The sequence below is a fragment of the Saccharothrix carnea genome, from assembly GCF_003014735.1.
Lineage (GTDB): Bacteria > Actinomycetota > Actinomycetes > Mycobacteriales > Pseudonocardiaceae > Actinosynnema > Actinosynnema carneum.
In genome coordinates this window covers 240,239-255,751 of the sequence record NZ_PYAX01000005.1, presented here as the reverse complement: position 1 = coordinate 255,751, position 15,513 = coordinate 240,239, and the positions used below count along the sequence as shown (strand labels likewise).

Annotated in this window: 10 protein-coding genes; 6 read left to right on the top strand and 4 right to left on the bottom strand. The window is 72.7% G+C overall.

Annotated features, from left to right (window positions below; translation table 11 throughout):
• The first annotated feature begins 38 nt into the window (after nucleotides 1-38).
• Nucleotides 39-1,235, top strand: a complete 1,197-nt coding sequence (locus B0I31_RS16000) for a GGDEF domain-containing protein (RefSeq protein ID WP_106616559.1) — start codon at nucleotides 39-41, stop codon at nucleotides 1,233-1,235.
• A 2-nt stretch (nucleotides 1,236-1,237) separates the two neighbouring features.
• Here B0I31_RS16000 and B0I31_RS15995 read toward each other — a convergent pair whose 3' ends face one another.
• The gene (locus tag B0I31_RS15995; protein WP_106616558.1) at nucleotides 1,238-2,470 is read right to left on the bottom strand and encodes an AI-2E family transporter; all 1,233 of its coding nucleotides are present in this window, start codon (nucleotides 2,468-2,470) and stop codon (nucleotides 1,238-1,240) included.
• 131 nt (nucleotides 2,471-2,601) lie between these two features.
• Between B0I31_RS15995 and B0I31_RS15990 the strand changes: the two genes are divergently transcribed.
• The 3 genes from B0I31_RS15990 to B0I31_RS15980 all read left to right on the top strand — a co-directional run bounded on the left by B0I31_RS15990 (nucleotide 2,602) and on the right by B0I31_RS15980 (nucleotide 9,373).
• The gene (locus B0I31_RS15990) at nucleotides 2,602-4,794 is read left to right on the top strand and encodes a translocation/assembly module TamB domain-containing protein (RefSeq protein WP_106616187.1); all 2,193 of its coding nucleotides are present in this window, start codon (nucleotides 2,602-2,604) and stop codon (nucleotides 4,792-4,794) included.
• 168 nt (nucleotides 4,795-4,962) lie between these two features.
• Nucleotides 4,963-5,772 (top strand): hypothetical protein, encoded by an 810-nt coding sequence (locus B0I31_RS15985; RefSeq protein ID WP_146173862.1) that lies wholly within the window; start codon nucleotides 4,963-4,965, stop codon nucleotides 5,770-5,772.
• Between the two features lie 202 nt (nucleotides 5,773-5,974).
• Nucleotides 5,975-9,373, top strand: coding sequence for a beta strand repeat-containing protein (locus B0I31_RS15980; protein ID WP_146173861.1), 3,399 nt, complete (start codon nucleotides 5,975-5,977; stop codon nucleotides 9,371-9,373).
• 78 nt (nucleotides 9,374-9,451) lie between these two features.
• Here B0I31_RS15980 and B0I31_RS15975 read toward each other — a convergent pair whose 3' ends face one another.
• The 3 genes from B0I31_RS15975 to B0I31_RS15965 form a co-directional block, all read right to left on the bottom strand.
• Entirely contained in the window at nucleotides 9,452-10,234 is a 783-nt protein-coding gene (locus tag B0I31_RS15975; protein ID WP_106616184.1) for a sensor domain-containing diguanylate cyclase, read from the bottom strand.
• Nucleotides 10,235-10,301: 67 nt separating this feature from the next.
• Nucleotides 10,302-11,186 carry an exonuclease domain-containing protein gene (locus B0I31_RS15970; protein WP_106616183.1) on the bottom strand — a complete coding sequence of 295 codons (885 nt, stop codon included), beginning with the start codon at nucleotides 11,184-11,186 and terminating at the stop codon, nucleotides 10,302-10,304.
• Between the two features lie 25 nt (nucleotides 11,187-11,211).
• Nucleotides 11,212-11,769, bottom strand: a complete 558-nt coding sequence (locus B0I31_RS15965; RefSeq protein WP_106616182.1) for a TetR/AcrR family transcriptional regulator — start codon at nucleotides 11,767-11,769, stop codon at nucleotides 11,212-11,214.
• Between the two features lie 212 nt (nucleotides 11,770-11,981).
• Between B0I31_RS15965 and B0I31_RS15960 the strand changes: the two genes are divergently transcribed.
• Both B0I31_RS15960 and B0I31_RS15955 read left to right on the top strand, forming a co-directional pair.
• Nucleotides 11,982-13,313 (top strand): serine/threonine-protein kinase, encoded by a 1,332-nt coding sequence (locus tag B0I31_RS15960; RefSeq protein ID WP_146173860.1) that lies wholly within the window; start codon nucleotides 11,982-11,984, stop codon nucleotides 13,311-13,313.
• 2 nt (nucleotides 13,314-13,315) lie between these two features.
• Nucleotides 13,316-15,493, top strand: coding sequence for an NACHT domain-containing protein (locus tag B0I31_RS15955; RefSeq protein WP_106616180.1), 2,178 nt, complete (start codon nucleotides 13,316-13,318; stop codon nucleotides 15,491-15,493).
• Nucleotides 15,494-15,513 lie beyond the last annotated feature (20 nt).

Here is a 15,513-nt window from a genome sequence, read left to right as displayed (position 1 = left end):
TCACGTCCGTGGGCTGCTGCGGCGAGGGAGGGCCGAGCGTGCGCCACTGGCCACTGTGGACGCTGCGGCGTTCCGCGCTGGCCTACTGGCTGCTGGTGGACGCCCTCGCGCTGGCGGTCGTCGTCTACTCGATCGTGACGTCTCCGCAGCCCACGTCGGGTGAGATCGGCCGGTTCGCGGTCATCGCGGGCACCGCGGGTGCGGTGATCATCGGCAGCTCGATCTACAGCCACCGGGTGGGCGAGGCGGCGCGCAACCCGTGGGCCGCCCACCTGTGCTACCTCACCGCGGGTCTGGTCGCGCTGCCGTGCAACCTGCTCGTCCTGCTGCTCTTCGGGCCCGCGCTGCACGGCGTGCTGACCCAGCGCCCCGAGTCGCACCGCTGGGTGTTCACCCTGTCCGCGACCACGCTGGCCGTGTTCGCCACCCGTTACGCCATCGGCTGGGCCGAGCCGAGGACCGACCTGGTGGTCATGGTGCTCGGCGCGACCGTGCTGCTGCTGCTCCGGGCGGGCCTGATCGCCCTGGGCCTGAAGCTGCGCAGCCCGCGCGCGTCCGGTGAAGAGGTCATCGGCGAGCCCATCGACGTGGTGCTGGGCATCGTCGCGGTGAGCATCGGCGGCCTGATGGGCTTCGCCGCCATCACCACCCCGGTCCACGCGCTGATGGCCGGACCGCCGCTGGCCCTGCTGGAACGGGCGGCCCAGTTGCCGCAGTGGCGGCGTTCCGCCCAGCGTGACGCGAAGACCGGCCTGGCCAACGCCGTGCACTGGGACAGCCGCGCCCGCTACGAGCTGTCGAAGGCACGGGAGCGCGACCGGCCGATGGCCGTGATGCTGCTCGACCTCGACCACTTCAAGCGGGTCAACGACGAGGTCGGCCACCTGGCGGGCGACTCGGCGCTCAGCGCGGTGGCCCTGCTGCTCACCGGCACGGTCCGGCGCGGTGACCTGGTCGGCCGCTTCGGCGGCGAGGAGTTCGTGGTGCTGCTGCCGGACGCCGAACCGGCCGTCGCCCGTTCCGTGGCCCAACGCGTGCGGCACGCGATCGCCGACCTGGCCGTGCCCACCGTCGGCACGGACGGCCGGGAGCACCTGCTCACCGGGCTGACCGTGAGCATCGGCGTGGCGACCACCCAGAGGTTCGGCTACGAGCTGCCGGACCTGCTGGTGGCCGCCGACTCCGCCCTGCTCGCCGCCAAGGGCTACGGCCGCAACCTGGTGGAGATGGCGTGACCCTACTTCCGGCCGCTGTGCTCGGCGGTCGGACCCTCGCCGTCAGTGTCATCCGAAAGAGCGTCCTGTATCTGATTGACGACTCCGTCGTCGGGCACGCGTTCTCCACCAGTGTCGACCGGCCCGCTTTCTTGGGGCTCCAGCACGTCGACCTCGCGCGGCGACACGTCCTTGTCCGACTCCGACAGCAACGACCTGATCCCCGAGTTCAGCACCGCCAGCAGCGGCACGGACAGCAGCGCGCCCGCGATGCCGCCGACCACCAACCCGGTCGTGATCGCCAGCACCACGGCCAACGGGTGCAGCTTCACCGCGCGCCCCAGCAGCAGCGGCTGCAGCACGTGGCTCTCCAACTGCATCACGCCGATCAGCACGGCCAAAATGATCAACGCCTGGATGGGCCCGTTGGCCACCAGCGCCACCAGCACCGCCACCGCACCGGTGATCACCGCGCCGACGATCGGGATGAACGCGCCGAGGAACACCAGCGCCGACAGCGGCACCACCAGCGGCACGTCCACGATCCACAGGCCGATGCCGACGCCGACCGCGTCCACCACGGCCACCAGCGCGGTCGCCCGCACGTACGACACGAGCGAGGCGAACCCGCGCCGACCCGCCACGTCGGCCCGGCCGCGCACGTCGCGCGGCACGATCCGGATCAGGAACCGCCAGATGCCGTCGCCGTCGTGCAGGAAGAAGATGAGCGTGAACAGCGCGAGGATCAGCCCGGTCAGCAGCTCGCCCACGGTGGCCGCCGTGGTGAGCGCGCCGGAGGTGATCTCGGTCTGGTTCTCCTTGACCGTCTCGACCACGCGGTCGAGGTACTGCTGGAGCTGGAGGTCGCTCAGGTGCAGCGGTCCGTCCTTGAGCCAGCCGCGGATCGTGTCCAGGCTCGCGCTGACCTGCTCCTGCAAGTCGGGCAGGCCCTTGGAGAACTCGGTGATGACGAACGTGAGCACACCGCCGACCACCGCGATGCCGCCGACGAGCACCACCCCGGTGGCCAGCCCGCGCGGGATGCCCGCCCTGGTCAGCTGCGACACCGCGGGCGACAGCAGTGCGGCCAGCAGCAGCGCCACGCCGGTCGGGATGACGATGGTGGCCAGGAACCCGACCACGTGGAACACCACGTACAGCGCGGCGACCACGGCCACGAACCGCCAGCTCAACGCCGCGGTCACGCGGAGCAGCCCCGGCACCCTGTCGCTGATCTTCGAATCACTCCCCGTCACGCCGATCACGGTAGTCCGCCCCACCGCCGCGGGTGGGTCGGTCGAACCCGGCCGCGTGCATGTCGAACCCCACGTTTCGGATTCGGTCAAACGCCGGCGGAACCGGCGCCGCGGATGATCGGATCGCAGGCGTGAGCGCCGAGGAGACCGTCGAGGACGCCGTACGCGCCGCCTTCACCGCCGGGCGGCGGCTGCGGTTCGACCCGAGGACGCCCAAGCGGGACCGCACGGTCCGCGGTGAACTGCTGTCGGCCCTGCTGACCGAGGGCGCCCGCGGCGCCGCGCTGAGGCTGGTCGGCGCGAACGTCGTCGGCTCGTTCGCGCTGGAGGGCACGCAGGTCGAGCACGTGGTCGACTTCCTCGACTGCACCTTCGAACGGCCGCCGGACCTGCGCATGGCCCGCCTGGTCGGCCTGCGGATGCGCGGCTGCAAGGTGCCCGGCCTGTGGGGCCGCAACCTGCGCGTCGGCAGCGACCTGGTGCTGGAGGCGGGTTTCACCAGCGACGGCGTGGTCGACCTGACCGACGCCTCGGTCGACGGCACGTTCCGGCTGGCCGGCGCCGTGCTGCGGGGCGGCGGCGGCGACCACGCCCTGCTCGCCGCCCGCATCCGCCTGTCCGGCTCGCTGCAGGCCATCGCGCTGCGCGCGGGCGGCGAGGTGCGGCTGCGCGGCGCGAACGTCGGCGGCAACGTGCACCTCGGCGGCGCCCGCCTGCTCAACGCGGGCCAGAACGCCCTCGACGCCACCGGCGTCACGATCGCGGGCACCCTGTTCTGCGACGCCGAAGGCGGCCGGTTCACCGCCGAGGGCCGCATCCTGCTCGACGGCGCCCGGGTCGGCGGCAGCGTCGTGTTCTCCGGTGCCCGCCTGCACGCCAGCGTGGTCGACCGCCCGGTTTTGGTGATCCCGCGCGGCACCGCCGACGAGGCCGCCGCGCTCGTCGCCGACCGGATGCGGGTGGAGGGCAACGTCGAGCTGGACGACGGCTTCACGTCCTCCGGCACGGTCCGCCTGCCCAACGCCGACATCGGCGGCTACCTGCGGCTGTCCGGCGCGGTGATCGGCCGCCGCGAGGTGGTGGACGAGCTGGCCGACCACACCGGCGAGGTCGTCCAGCGCATCCCGGTCGCCCTGCACGCGGACGGCATCCAGGTGCAGGGCGACCTCGAAGCGCGTGGCGTGGTCAACGGCGGCATCCACGGCGACGGCGAACGCGACGCGGCGCTGCGGGCCTACGGCCAGGTGCGCCTGGTGGACGCGCACGTGCGGGGAAGCGCGTCGCTGTCCGGCGTCGAGCTGCACGGACCCGGCATCGACGTGCTGTTCGCCGACCGGCTGCGGGTCGGCGGCACGCTGTTCCTCCGCGACCTGCGCGCCCAGGGCTCGCTGCGCCTGCAGAACGCCGAGATCGGCTCCACCCTCGACTGCTCCGGCGCGTCCCTGCTCTCGCCGCGCCGCCGCCCGGACGGCACGGTGAAGCCGTCGCTGGACGCCCGGGTGGCCACCGTCGGCAAGGACTTCCTGTGCAGCCACGGCTTCACCGCCGCGGGCGGCGTGCGGATCCGGCTGGCCGAGGTCGGCAAGATGGCCACGTTCGCGGGCGCCCGGCTGGGCGGTCCGGGCAGCGACATCGCGCTGAACGCCTACGGGCTCACGGTGAGCCAGCTCGTGCTGCGGCTCTCGGAGGACCGGACCCCGGTCGGCCGGGTACTGCTGACCCGGGTCGCCGCGACGACCGTGCTGGACGGGCCGGGGCTGTGGGCCGCCACCGGCGGTGTCGACGTCGAGGACTTCACGTTCCGCTCGATCTCGTCCACGCCGCACGTCGACGTGCGCACCCGGCTGCGCTGGCTGCGGGAGGTGCAGCCGGACTTCGCGCCCGGCCCGTACGAGCAGCTGGCCGCCGTCTACCGCGACGGCGGCGAGGAGGAGCTGGCGCAGCTCGTGCAGCTGGAGAAGCAGCACCGGCGCTACTCCGAACTCGGGGTGGCGGGCCGGGTCTGGGGTTTCCTGCAGCGCTGGACGGTCGGCTACGGCTACCGGCCCTGGCTCGCGATCGCCTGGCTGGCCGCGTTCTGGCTGGCCGGTTCGGGCTGGTTCCTGGGTCACGAGATGCCGAAGCTCAACGAGGACGAGTCGCCGTCCTGGAACGCCTGGCTGCTGTCGATGGACCTGCTGATCCCGATCGTGGACCTCGGCCAGGACGGCAAGTGGAAGTTCAGCGGCGCCTCGCAGTGGATCTCCAGCACGCTCATCGCGGTCGGCTGGATCCTGGCGTCCACGGCCGCCGCCGGCGCGGCCAGGGTGCTCAAGCGCCCCTGACTACCCATCGTCACACTCGAAAACACAGAGTGTTCGTCACACGATCCGGCGAACCATGTGTAGAGGACGTGCGCGGCGCGGGTCCGCCCTGGCACTCTCACGTCGTCGGCTTGATCACCTCGATCGCGGTGCCGGCGAATCCCAGTGCTTTCGACGGAGGTTCCAGCGATGTCGCGCGTTGACCAGCGAGTGGGAACGGGGGCGAGCCGCGTTCGGCGGCTGCTCTCCCGCGCCCTGCTGGTCGTCGGCGGCACGCTGGCCGGCACCGCCGCGGCCTGGGCGCTGTCCGCCTCGCCGGCCGCCGCGGAGACGACCCTGGTCGACCCGGTCGCCGAAGTCGTGCCCGGCTCGCTGTCGCCCCGTGCGGCGGAGGGCGCGGTCGAGGCCGCGCTGGCCCCGGTCGGCGCGACCGCGGTCGGTCAGGCCGTGCAAGACCTCGACACGGCGCTGCGCACCCAGCGGGTGCCCGAGTCGAGCCCGCCCCGCCTGCGCGGGGTCGCGGAGGACATCCGCGACACCGTCGGGGGCGTGCGCGGCTGGTTCCAGCACCGCGCGTCCGCACCGGCGCCCGTCGACGTGGTCGGCGGGACCGTGACGCAGCGCGTCACCGAGACCACCCCGGCCGCCGCCGCCGTGCCGGTTCCCGCCGGCACCCCGGTGGTGCACGGGGTGTTCGGCAAGCTCAGCCTCGCGTGGCTGGACGAACCGCGGCAGCCGGTCACCGCGCTGCCCGACACCAACGGGCCCTCCCTGCCGGGAGACCCGTCCGGACTGCCGTCGATGCCGTTCGCGCCGCTCGGCGCGCCGGTCCACTGCTCCTGCGGTGGCGACGGTTCCGGTTCCTCCGGCGGCGGCAACGGCCCGTTCTCGGTCGTGTCCGCCGACCGCATCGACTCCGCGGTGGCCCGGGCTCTGTTCCCCGCCACCGAGCGGAACACCGTGGTGCCGGGCAAGCAGCCCGGCACCACGCCCGACTGACCCCAGCGCGCGGTCCGCGGCGGCTCATCGTCGAGCCGACCCGGTAATCGACCGTCGCGCCGCCTCGCGTGCGCTCACGAACCGGTCGAGACGCCGCGCTTCCCACCCCCTCTGATGACCCGGGTGGTCGTCGTCTCCGACGCGGTAGCCGCGTCCGACCACCCTTCACCTCCCGCCAGGGAAACCGGAAGAAGGAGATCCCATGCAAACCTGGGCCAAGCGTGGTCTGAAGACCGCACTTGTCACGGGTGGTTTGCTGATGCTCGGCACGGGCATCGCTTCAGCCCAGGAGAACGTCAACCCCGACGCGAAACCGAACCCGCTCGACGCGAAGGTGCGCGTCCCGGTCGACGTCGACCACAACAACCTGGGCACCCCGGTCGGCAACCACGACCTGCCGGCCGTCCACCACGAGATCGGCACGCCGTCCGCGGCGGACCGGCCGATCCGGGAGCTCACCGGCCCCGCCAACCCGCTGGTCCGCACCGCGCGGGAGCGGCTGACCGGCGTCGACACGTCAGCCCTGACCCGCGGCAACACCGCCGACGCCGATGTCGTCGTGCCGGTCAGCGCCTGCGGCAACGCGATCGCGGCGGGCGGCGACGCCTACAGCGACGGCGTCTGCGTCCAGTCCGCGAGCAGCACGGGCGAGATCAGGAGCGACGGCTCGTACGGCACCCTGGCCGGCAACGTGGCGCACGGCGCCGCCGCCGTCTCGCCCCAGGTCAACGGCAACGCGGTCGCCGCCCTGGCCAACGCCGAGTCCCGCGCGATCTCCTACCAGCGCGCGACCGCCGGCGACAACGTCAAGACCTCGGGCCAGGACGGCTCGCTGTCGGGCAACATCGCCGCCGTCCAGGGCGCGCTGCCCGCGCAGGTGACCAACAACGCGGTCGCCGCGGGCGGCAACGCCTACAGCGAGGCCACGTCGTCCAACGACGCGCAGGCCGCCGGCTCGCTGAGCACCACCGGCGACCGCAGCACCGGCGGCGGCAACGTCCTGGGCACGCCGCTCGCACCGGTCGTCGCGGTCACCGGCAACGGCGTCGGTGCCGCGGGCAACGCGGAGACCGTCACCGAGAACCGGGCGTCCTCCGACGCGGGCACCACCAACCGCGACCGGACCGACCTCCCGATGTGGTCGGCCACCTCCGGCAACGGCGGCACCCTCGCGGGCAACGTGGCGCAGCCCGCGTTCGCGGGCCCCGTCGCCGCCGGCGACAACACGCTGGCGGGCGCGGGCAACGCGCGGGTCACCAACGCGATGGCCCACGACGCCGAGGCGGGCGGCCACAGCTACACCGCGGGCCAGGACTCGGTGCTGTCCGGCAACTTCGCCGACACCCCGGTCGCCCTGCCGGTCTCCGGCGCGGGCAACGCGCTGTCCGGCGTGGGCAACACCTCGGCCCGGCACGCCAACGAGGCCACCGCGGTCACCGGCGGCGACACCTACACCAACGGCGACCGCTCCGTGCTGTCGGCCAACTCGGCGAACCTGCCGCCGGCCGGCGCGGCCGACCTGTGCGGCAACGGCCTGACCGGCGGCGGTATCGCCGAGGCCGAGTGCGGCAACGACGTCAGCGCGGAGTCCGGCGGCTACAACGGCACGACCGGCAACGACGCGGTCGGCTCCGGCAACGTCGGCCAGGTGCCGCTCGGCCTGCCCGCCGAGGCGTTCGGCAACGGCTTCGGCGCGGCGGGCACGCCCACCGCCCGGGCCGACGAGGACAAGTACGTGCGTTCCGGCCGGGTGGCGACCAGCGTGGACGACAACGGCACCGTGTCCAGCAACGTCGTGTCCGCACCGACCGCCCTGGGCGGCCAGGTGTTCGGCAACTCGGGTGGCGCGGTCGCCAACCCGACGTCGAAGACCGACAGCGACACCCGGATCGACCTCGCCAACCCGCCCAAGGCCAACGGCAAGCACGGTTCCGCCTCCGGCAACATCGTGCACGTGCCGACGTCCAACCCGGCCCAGGTCTTCGGCGACTCCGTCGTCGCGGTCGGCAACGGCTCGTCCGAGACCGACAGCAGGCTCGACTCCCGCTCCGGCGGCGCCGCCACCACCACCGGTGACGAGGGCTCGCTGTCGGGCAACGTGCTGTCGTTGCCCGAGGCGTCGTCGCCGCAGGTGTTCGGCAGCGCGGTCGGCGCGGGCAGCAACGTCGAGTCGGAGAGCCGCAACGAGTTCGGCTCGCACTCGGGCGGCGACGTGCAGACCTCCGGTGACGACGGTTCGTTCTCCGGCAACGGCGTCGGCGCCCAGCCGTCGATCCCGCTGCAGCTGTTCGGCGACGCCGTGACCGCGGCGGGCAACGGCTACTCCCAGACCGACAACAAGACCGGCCTGATCGCCGGTGGCGAGCACCTGACCTCCGCCGAGGACAGCGCGTGGTCGGGCAACCTGGTCACCGCGCCCGCCGGTGTCACGCCGTCGGTGCACGGTGACGCGGTGACCGTGGCCGGTCTCGCGGACGCCGCGACCGGCAGCCGGTCGACCAGCCACTCCGGTGGCGTCACCACCACCGAGGGCCACGGCCCGGTCAGCGCGCACGACGTCGAGGCGCCGGCCGAGGCGTTCGCCCGCCTGGTCGGCGTCCCGGTGGACGTGCTCGGCACGGCCACCGCGAACGCCCAGGACCGCAACGACGTCCGCACCGGTGACGACCGGGGCGACGACACCGAGGTCACCGAGCCGAACCGGGGCATCCAGCTCCCGGCCGGCGTCGACAGCCTGCTGCGGGCGACCGAACTGCCGAGCCTGGGCCTGCTGAGCCGGTTGTCGCAGTACACCGTGCCGCTGAGCACGCCGGGCATCGACGACCTGCGCGGCCTGCCGATCCAGGGCCTCACCCAGCTCCCGATGCCGGGTGGCGCGCTGCTGTCCAGGGCGGTCCCGAAGCCCGACCTGCCGAAGCCGGCGGCGCCGAGGCCGGACATGATCGTCGGCGCGCTGTCGCAGGCCAAGCCGCCGTCGCTGGCCGGCCCGGTCGGCGCGCTGTCGCAGGCCAAGCCGCCGTCGCTCGCCGGCCCGGCCGGCGCGCTGTCGCAGGCCGAGCTGCCGACCCGTCAGCTGCCCAAGCTGGGCGCGGTGTCCGACCTGACCGACCAGCTGCCGCGGCTCGGTGACGTCGACCAGGTCCAGCACGGGCTGCCGGCTGTCGGTGAAGGGGCGCGTGCCGCCCTCGGCACGCTGCCGCTCGGCGCGGTGCTGACCCGTTCGGTGCGGACCGACTCGGACGAGCGCTCGTTCGGCGGCACCCTGCCGGTGGTCGGCGACCTCGTCACCACGCAGGGGATCCCCGTCGTGGACAACCTGCCGCTGCAGGGCCTCACCCAGGGCGGTCGCGCCGTGTCGTCGCTGCCCGTCGCGGCGCCGGCCGGCCTGCCGTTCGTGCTGCCGGTGCCCGGTGTGGCGCAGCCGCGCAGCGAGTCCCCGGCGCTGCCGCCGCTGTCGCTGAGCGGCCTGAACGTCAACCCGATGCAGGGTGGCGTCGGCCCGACCCGGTTCACCGACACCCAGGCCCCGGCCCTGGCGGACATGGACGCGCGCAGCCTGTTCAACGCGCACGAGGTCACCACCGTGCTGCCGCGCATCTGACCTACCCCGCTCCACACCCCCCGCGACCGGGCCCTCGGCACCTCACGTGCCGGGGGCCCGGTCCGTTCTCCGCGGGCTTCAGTGACGCAGGCGGTCTGCCACGTGCGCGATCACCGAGTGCACCGGCGCTTCGCCGTCGCTGGTCACCCAGCACACGCGGACGCCGGTGCGCACGCGTTCGCCGCCGAGCCGCACCGCCCGTCCGGCCAGCTCGCGCACCCGGGCCGCGATCGCCTCGCCGCTGCCGTTCGGGTGCTCCGCGACCACGGCGAACGAGTCGCCGCCGTACCGCGCGACGGTGTAGTCGGCCCGTAAACCCTGCCGCAGCCGCTTCGCCAGCACGGTCAGCAGCTCGTCGCCGCGCTTGAAGCCGTACGCCGCGTTCACCGCCGCCATCCGGTGCACGTCCGCCAGGACCAGGGACGCCAGCGTGCCCTGGGTGCGTGCCCGGACCAACGCCTGGTCCAGCCGGTCGAGCAGCAGCGCCCGGCCCGGCAGCCCGGTCAGCGCGTCGAGCAGCCCGGCGCTGTGCGGCACGTCCGCCTGCACCGGCCGCAGCAGCACCAGCACCTGCCCGCGCAGCACGATCGGGTAGTACTCGGCCCACACCTGGGCGTGCGGCAGCACCATCGGGATCGTCAGGGGTGAGCCGGTGCGCAGCACCTGCGCGGCCAGTTCGGCGCAACTGGGCAGCGGCGCCCCGGAGTCGTCGCGGGCGCGGGCGTCACCGAGCAGCGCCGTGGCCATCGGGTTCGCGGCGAGCACCACGCCGTTCTCGTCCTGGAGCAGTACCCCGACCGGCAGCTGCGAGACGAACTCGTCCCACACCGCCCGGGAAGCCGTTGTCTGCACGGTACTCATGGGACTCGTGCCTTCCGCTGAGGCAGGGGCCTGTCCGTGAAGAGCCTCCCCGCGGCCGGCGGGCTTTTCAATAGGACTGGCGCCACCCGGTCCGGTGATCTTTGGCCGGCGGTGTAACGCCCAGCAGGGCCAGCATCCCGGCGAAGTCCTCCTCGGACACGATCGGCACCCGGTACGCCCGCGCCCGCCGCGCCTTGCTCGACAGCGTGAACGGGTCGGCGGCCACGACCAGGCGGGTCGACCTGGTCACGTAGCCCTGGCTGACCAGCCCGGCCGACGCCGCCCGGTCCACCCACTCCTCGCGCGGCGCGTGCGTCCGGCCGGTGAACACGACCAGGTCACCGCGCACCAACGTCACCAGTTCCGGCCGCCGGTACACCCGCGTGGCCGCGCCGCGCCGGACCTCGGCCACGTCGTCGGGCAGCGGCAGCCGTGGCGCGGGCTCGGCCGCCGGCACGCCGGAACGCAGGTAGTGGGCGAACAGCCGGGCCGTGGCGCGGGCGTCGTGCAACGCGGAGTGCGCCGAGTCGAGCACCACCCCGGCCGCTTCGCAGCACGCCCGCAGCGACCGGCCGGCCAGGTTCGGCAGGTACCGGTCGGCCAGGCGCATCGTGCACAGGCCCGTCACCGGGAGGTCGACCCCGGCGCGGGCGAACTCGGCGGTCAGGAACCGGGCGTCGAACGACAGGTTGTGCGCGACGATCACCCGTTCGGCGAGGCGAGCCGCGATCGCGCCGGCGGCCCGCGCGAACGTGGGCGCGTGCCACACGTCGGCGGCGCGGATCCGGTGCACGTGCTGCGGCCCGAGGTCGCGCCCGGGATTGAGCAGGGTGCACCACTCGTCGGTCACCCGGCCCGCGTCGTCCAGCCCGACGACGGCCACCTCGACCACCCGGTCCGAACCGCGCGCGGCGAAGCCGGTCGTCTCCACGTCGACCACGGCGTACCCCATGATCGACGAACAGTACCGATCATGGTCACGTCCTCAGCGCGCGGAGCACGAGGTCGACCAGGGCGTCGGCGAACTCCCCGGTCAGCGGCGCGGTCCGCAGGAACCACCGCTGGTGGACGGGAGCCAGCAGCAGTTCCACCGCCGCCGACAGGTCCACATCGGCCCGCACCTCGCCCAACCGCTGCGCCGCCCGCAACCGCTCCTCCAACGCCATCCGGCGCGGCATCAGCAGCAACGTCACCAGGTCCGTGCGCTCCTCGTGCACCAGGAGTCGGCACACCTGGTCGAACCGCCGCTCGGCCAACTCCTCGACCGCCGCCCGCAACTCGCGCGCGAGGTCGACGGCCAGCACCCCACTCGGTAACTCGTCGGTCCCCACCGGCCCGAACTCCACGAAGGCGTCGAACAGCAGCGGCCCCTTCGACGGCCACCACCGGTAGATCGTCTGCTTGCCGACCCCGGCCCGCGCCGCCACCGCCTCGATGGTCAACCGCGAGTAGCCGAGCGCCTCGACCAACTCCAGCGCGGCCACGAGGATCGCCCGCCTCGAACGGTCGCTGCGCCGCGCCGCGTCGGGTGGCATCTTTCGATCGTAGGCGCAGTTCTCGGGTGCGGGAATGACCCACAACCCGCCGAACCGGTGATCCCCCACCGCGAGCGCAGAGCCGGGGCAGCGGGTGCTAGTGCATTCGGGTGAGGGCTGTAACCATCCGTGCCGACCCGCCGAAAGTAGGGTAAGTCAGCCGCTGCTCCGACTGGTTCGCGATTCTCCGGGCCGGGCCGAGTAATGCGCGCGTGCCCGTGTCATTGGTGGAGGCGGCGCTCATGCCCGATGATTTCCCGGCGCAATACCTGCCGATCAGGAAAATAGCGAGCGGTGGTTTCGGCTCGGTGTGGGAGGCGCGCGAGAAGCACGACCCGGACCGACCGGTGGTCATCAAGATCCCGCTCGCGCTCATGGACGACGAGGATCGAGTGCGATTCAGCCGCGAGGTGCGACTGCAGAGCCAGTTGAACCACCGCAACATCCTGCCGGTCCTCGACCACAGCCTGGACATGGCCAATCCCTGGTACGCCGCGCCGTTGGCCGAAGGGAACATGGCCGAGGTGTTGCCGATCCTGGGCGAGTCCGACGCCCTCGCGCTGTTCGGCGACGCGTTGACCGGAGTGGCCTTCGCCCACCGCAACCGGGTGCTGCACCGCGACCTCAAGCCGGAGAACGTCCTGGTCTTCGCCGGGAACGGCGGCGGGCGCCGGTACGCACGGGTCGCCGACTTCGGTCTCGGCCGTGCCTTCACCAGGGACGCCTCGTTCAGGACCGCGTCACGCCTCGGCGCGGGCACGCCGGGGTGGGCGGCGCCGGAGCAGTGGACCGACTTCGGCGGCGTCGACCACCGGGCGGACATCTACAGCCTGGGCCAGATCCTGGCGTACGTGCTCGCGACCGTCGCCGTGCCCGATTCCCCGCTGACCCGCCGGCTCGAATACTGCGTGCGCACCGCGACCGCGGTCAACGCCGACCACCGCTATCGGACGGCGGAGGAGTTCCACGATGATTTCCGGTTGGTCATCGACCACCCGACGTCGTTGCAGCGCCCGGTGGACACGGCGCTCGGCCTGATCCAGGCGCTGATCGAGAACGAGTCCGCGGACCTGGAGAGCACCCGCCAGTTGGCGCAGTTCCTGCTCGAACACCGGGACGACTTCCAACTGGCGACGCGCACGCTGCCCCGATTGCCGTACGTCCTGCTCCAGGCACTGCTCGCGCACCACGCGCCGGCGATGCTGCCCGTGCTGGAATCGTACGTTTCCTTCCTCGAAGAACCGCTGGCACTCGACTACGTGATGACGAGCCTGCGTTTCATCGAGGACGTCCTCGGCATATCCCCGGACGGCGCGACGCGGGAGTTGAGCCTGCTCGCGTCGGTCACGCTGGCGGCCCGCTACTCGATCGCCGAGGCGAACTACATCGTCAGCCGCTGCGTCGCGGCCGAACGCGACGAGACGGTGATCCAGGCACTGGCGCACCACGTCCGGACCCACCCGGCGGTGGCCGACTGGTGCCGGGCCAACCTGCGGCACCTGAGCCTGCCGCCCGTGCTGCTCCGCGCGATCGAAGGTGACTAGCGATGGCGTACACCTCGGTCCTGGCGGAGAGCGTCCGGAGCCTCCTGCAGGCTCGGGGCTGGCGTTGTGACGCGACCCGGTTCACCATCCGCGCGGTCGAGCCGACGCTCGACAACATCAAGCACGTGTGGATGGCGGGCGAGGCGATCGCGCTCACCGGCACCGAGATCGCCCAGGTGCGCCCGACCAGGATCCTCGTCCCCGACCTCACCCCGGCGAAGGAGGTCGAGCGCGTCGAGGAGGCCATGCGCGCCGCGGGCAGGGAACCGCGGGTGAACCGGATCACGCACTTCATCGACATCCTGTGGGACGCGTCCACCGCGGCGGTCCGCGCGCGGCGCGACGCCGAGACGGCGGACAACTTCGAGGGTTTCGTCGCGCCCGAACTCACCGCGCCCGACCGCCACGTCAAGCAGTACCTCAAGCTCGGCGGCGAGCGGGTCCCGGACAACAGGCTCCTGGAGCGGGCGCTGAGCGCGAGCGGCTCGGCGCTGGCGATCCTCGCGGACGCCGGATTGGGCAAGAGCGAACTGCTGAAGTGGCACGAGTGGCGTTACGCGGTGTTCTACGAGTCGGCGGTCGCCCAGCGAGCGCACACCTACCCGCCGGTGGCCCTCAGAGTTCCGCTGCGGGGCTTGCGCACCCTGTCGCTCGACGCGATCGCGCACTACCTCTCGCGCCCGTCCGACGAGGACGACCTGCCCGCGCTGAACCGGCTGGACAGCGGTCGCTTCCTGCTGGAACTGCTGCGCAGGCAGCGGTTGATCCTGCTGCTCGACGGCACCGACGAGTTGATGATCTCCCGCGCGAAGCTCGAAGAGGGGTTGCGCGAACTGCGGCGGGCCGTGGACGACGGTGCCCGGCTGGCGGTGTCCAGCCGGCTCGGCCACCTGAACTCCACCCGCACGATCGGTACGATCTTCGACAGCGGCGAGATCGCGACGATCGAACCGATGGAACCGGCCGGCGGGCGCGAGCTGCTGCTGAAGAACGGCGCCGACCCCGACCGGGCGGACGAGGTGCTCAAGGCGCTGCAGTCCTCGAAGGCGCAGGGCATCCCGCTGTTCCTGCTGCTGGCGTACTACGTGAACCTGAAGGACGAGCTGGACGTCGCCGTGGCGTCGTCCCGGACGAACGTCCTGCTGGCGCTGTTGGAGCTGCTCTGCGTGCGGGACGAGGAACGCCTCGGCGTCGACTCCAAGGAGCAGATGGCGGTGCTGACCGACTTCGCGCACTGGACGCACCTGCTGGGCGACCTCAACGAGCACTCCGCGCTGGAGCACCTGGGCATCGACGTCGCCGAGCCGAAGGCGGCCATGATCCTGAACCCGCACGCGCTGCTCACCCGCACCGCGGACGGGATGGTCGTGTTCAAGTACACGGAGTTCCTGTTGTTGTTCGCCGCCAAGGCGATCTCCGAGGACTGGCGGCGCCTCGGCTTCGGCTCCGTGACCGGTGACCTGCGCGGCACCAAGCTCGACGACATGACGGTCGAGTACCTGGCCCGCATGCTGGGCCTCGACGACATCGCGCGCGGGTGGTCCAGGGCGACCGGCGAGTACCCGTTGCTCAGGCGCAACGTGCTGGCGATCGCCCTGGCCCGGGTGGAGGACGAGTGCGCGGGTGAGAGCCCGGCCGTGCGGTCGGCGTGCCTGTCCGGGCTGCTGGGTGGGAAGTCCCTGTGCGACACGCTGCTGGCCGACGTCGTCGTCCAGCAGCTGGACCTCCAGGGCTGGACGTTGCGCCGCCTCAGCGGGTCGGGCTCGCTGACCTACTGCGTCAACGCCAGGCAGTGCGACTACGACGAGTCGGTGCTCCAGCTGAACACGGAAGGCACCGAGTTCCCCAAGGCGACCGACGACGCGGCCCGGCTCGCGCGCGGGTGCACCCGCCTGGACGTGATGATCAAGCCGCTCAAGCGGCGGTCGGCGGACGGCCTGGTGCGGATGATCAGCCTGAAGGAGTGCACCGATCAGCGCGGGTGGTCGGAACTGCGCCGGGTGGGCGCCGCCGAGCAGGAGCGCAAGTTCGGCGGCGGCGAGCGCTTCTGGGTCCTGACCGAGTCCGGCGTGCGCATGCTGACCCGCTACGCGTTCCGCGAGCACGACGACGAACTGCCCGGCCTGATGTCGGCCGAGCCGGACCTGCGCGTGCTGCTGCTCGCGCTGGGCAACCGGTAACCGGTGCCGCGGTCGGGCCT

What these genes read in the sequence shown, in the direction of transcription:
- B0I31_RS15985 (WP_146173862.1), top strand. Translation starts at nt 4,963, where the DNA reads ATGTCGCGCGTTGACCAGCGAGTGGGAACGGGGGCGAGCCGCGTTCGG.
- B0I31_RS15980 (WP_146173861.1), top strand. Translation starts at nt 5,975, where the DNA reads ATGCAAACCTGGGCCAAGCGTGGTCTGAAGACCGCACTTGTCACGGGT.
- B0I31_RS15975 (WP_106616184.1), bottom strand. Translation starts at nt 10,234, where the DNA reads ATGAGTACCGTGCAGACAACGGCTTCCCGGGCGGTGTGGGACGAGTTC.
- B0I31_RS15970 (WP_106616183.1), bottom strand. Translation starts at nt 11,186, where the DNA reads ATGGGGTACGCCGTGGTCGACGTGGAGACGACCGGCTTCGCCGCGCGC.
- B0I31_RS15965 (WP_106616182.1), bottom strand. Translation starts at nt 11,769, where the DNA reads ATGCCACCCGACGCGGCGCGGCGCAGCGACCGTTCGAGGCGGGCGATC.
- B0I31_RS15955 (WP_106616180.1), top strand. Translation starts at nt 13,316, where the DNA reads ATGGCGTACACCTCGGTCCTGGCGGAGAGCGTCCGGAGCCTCCTGCAG.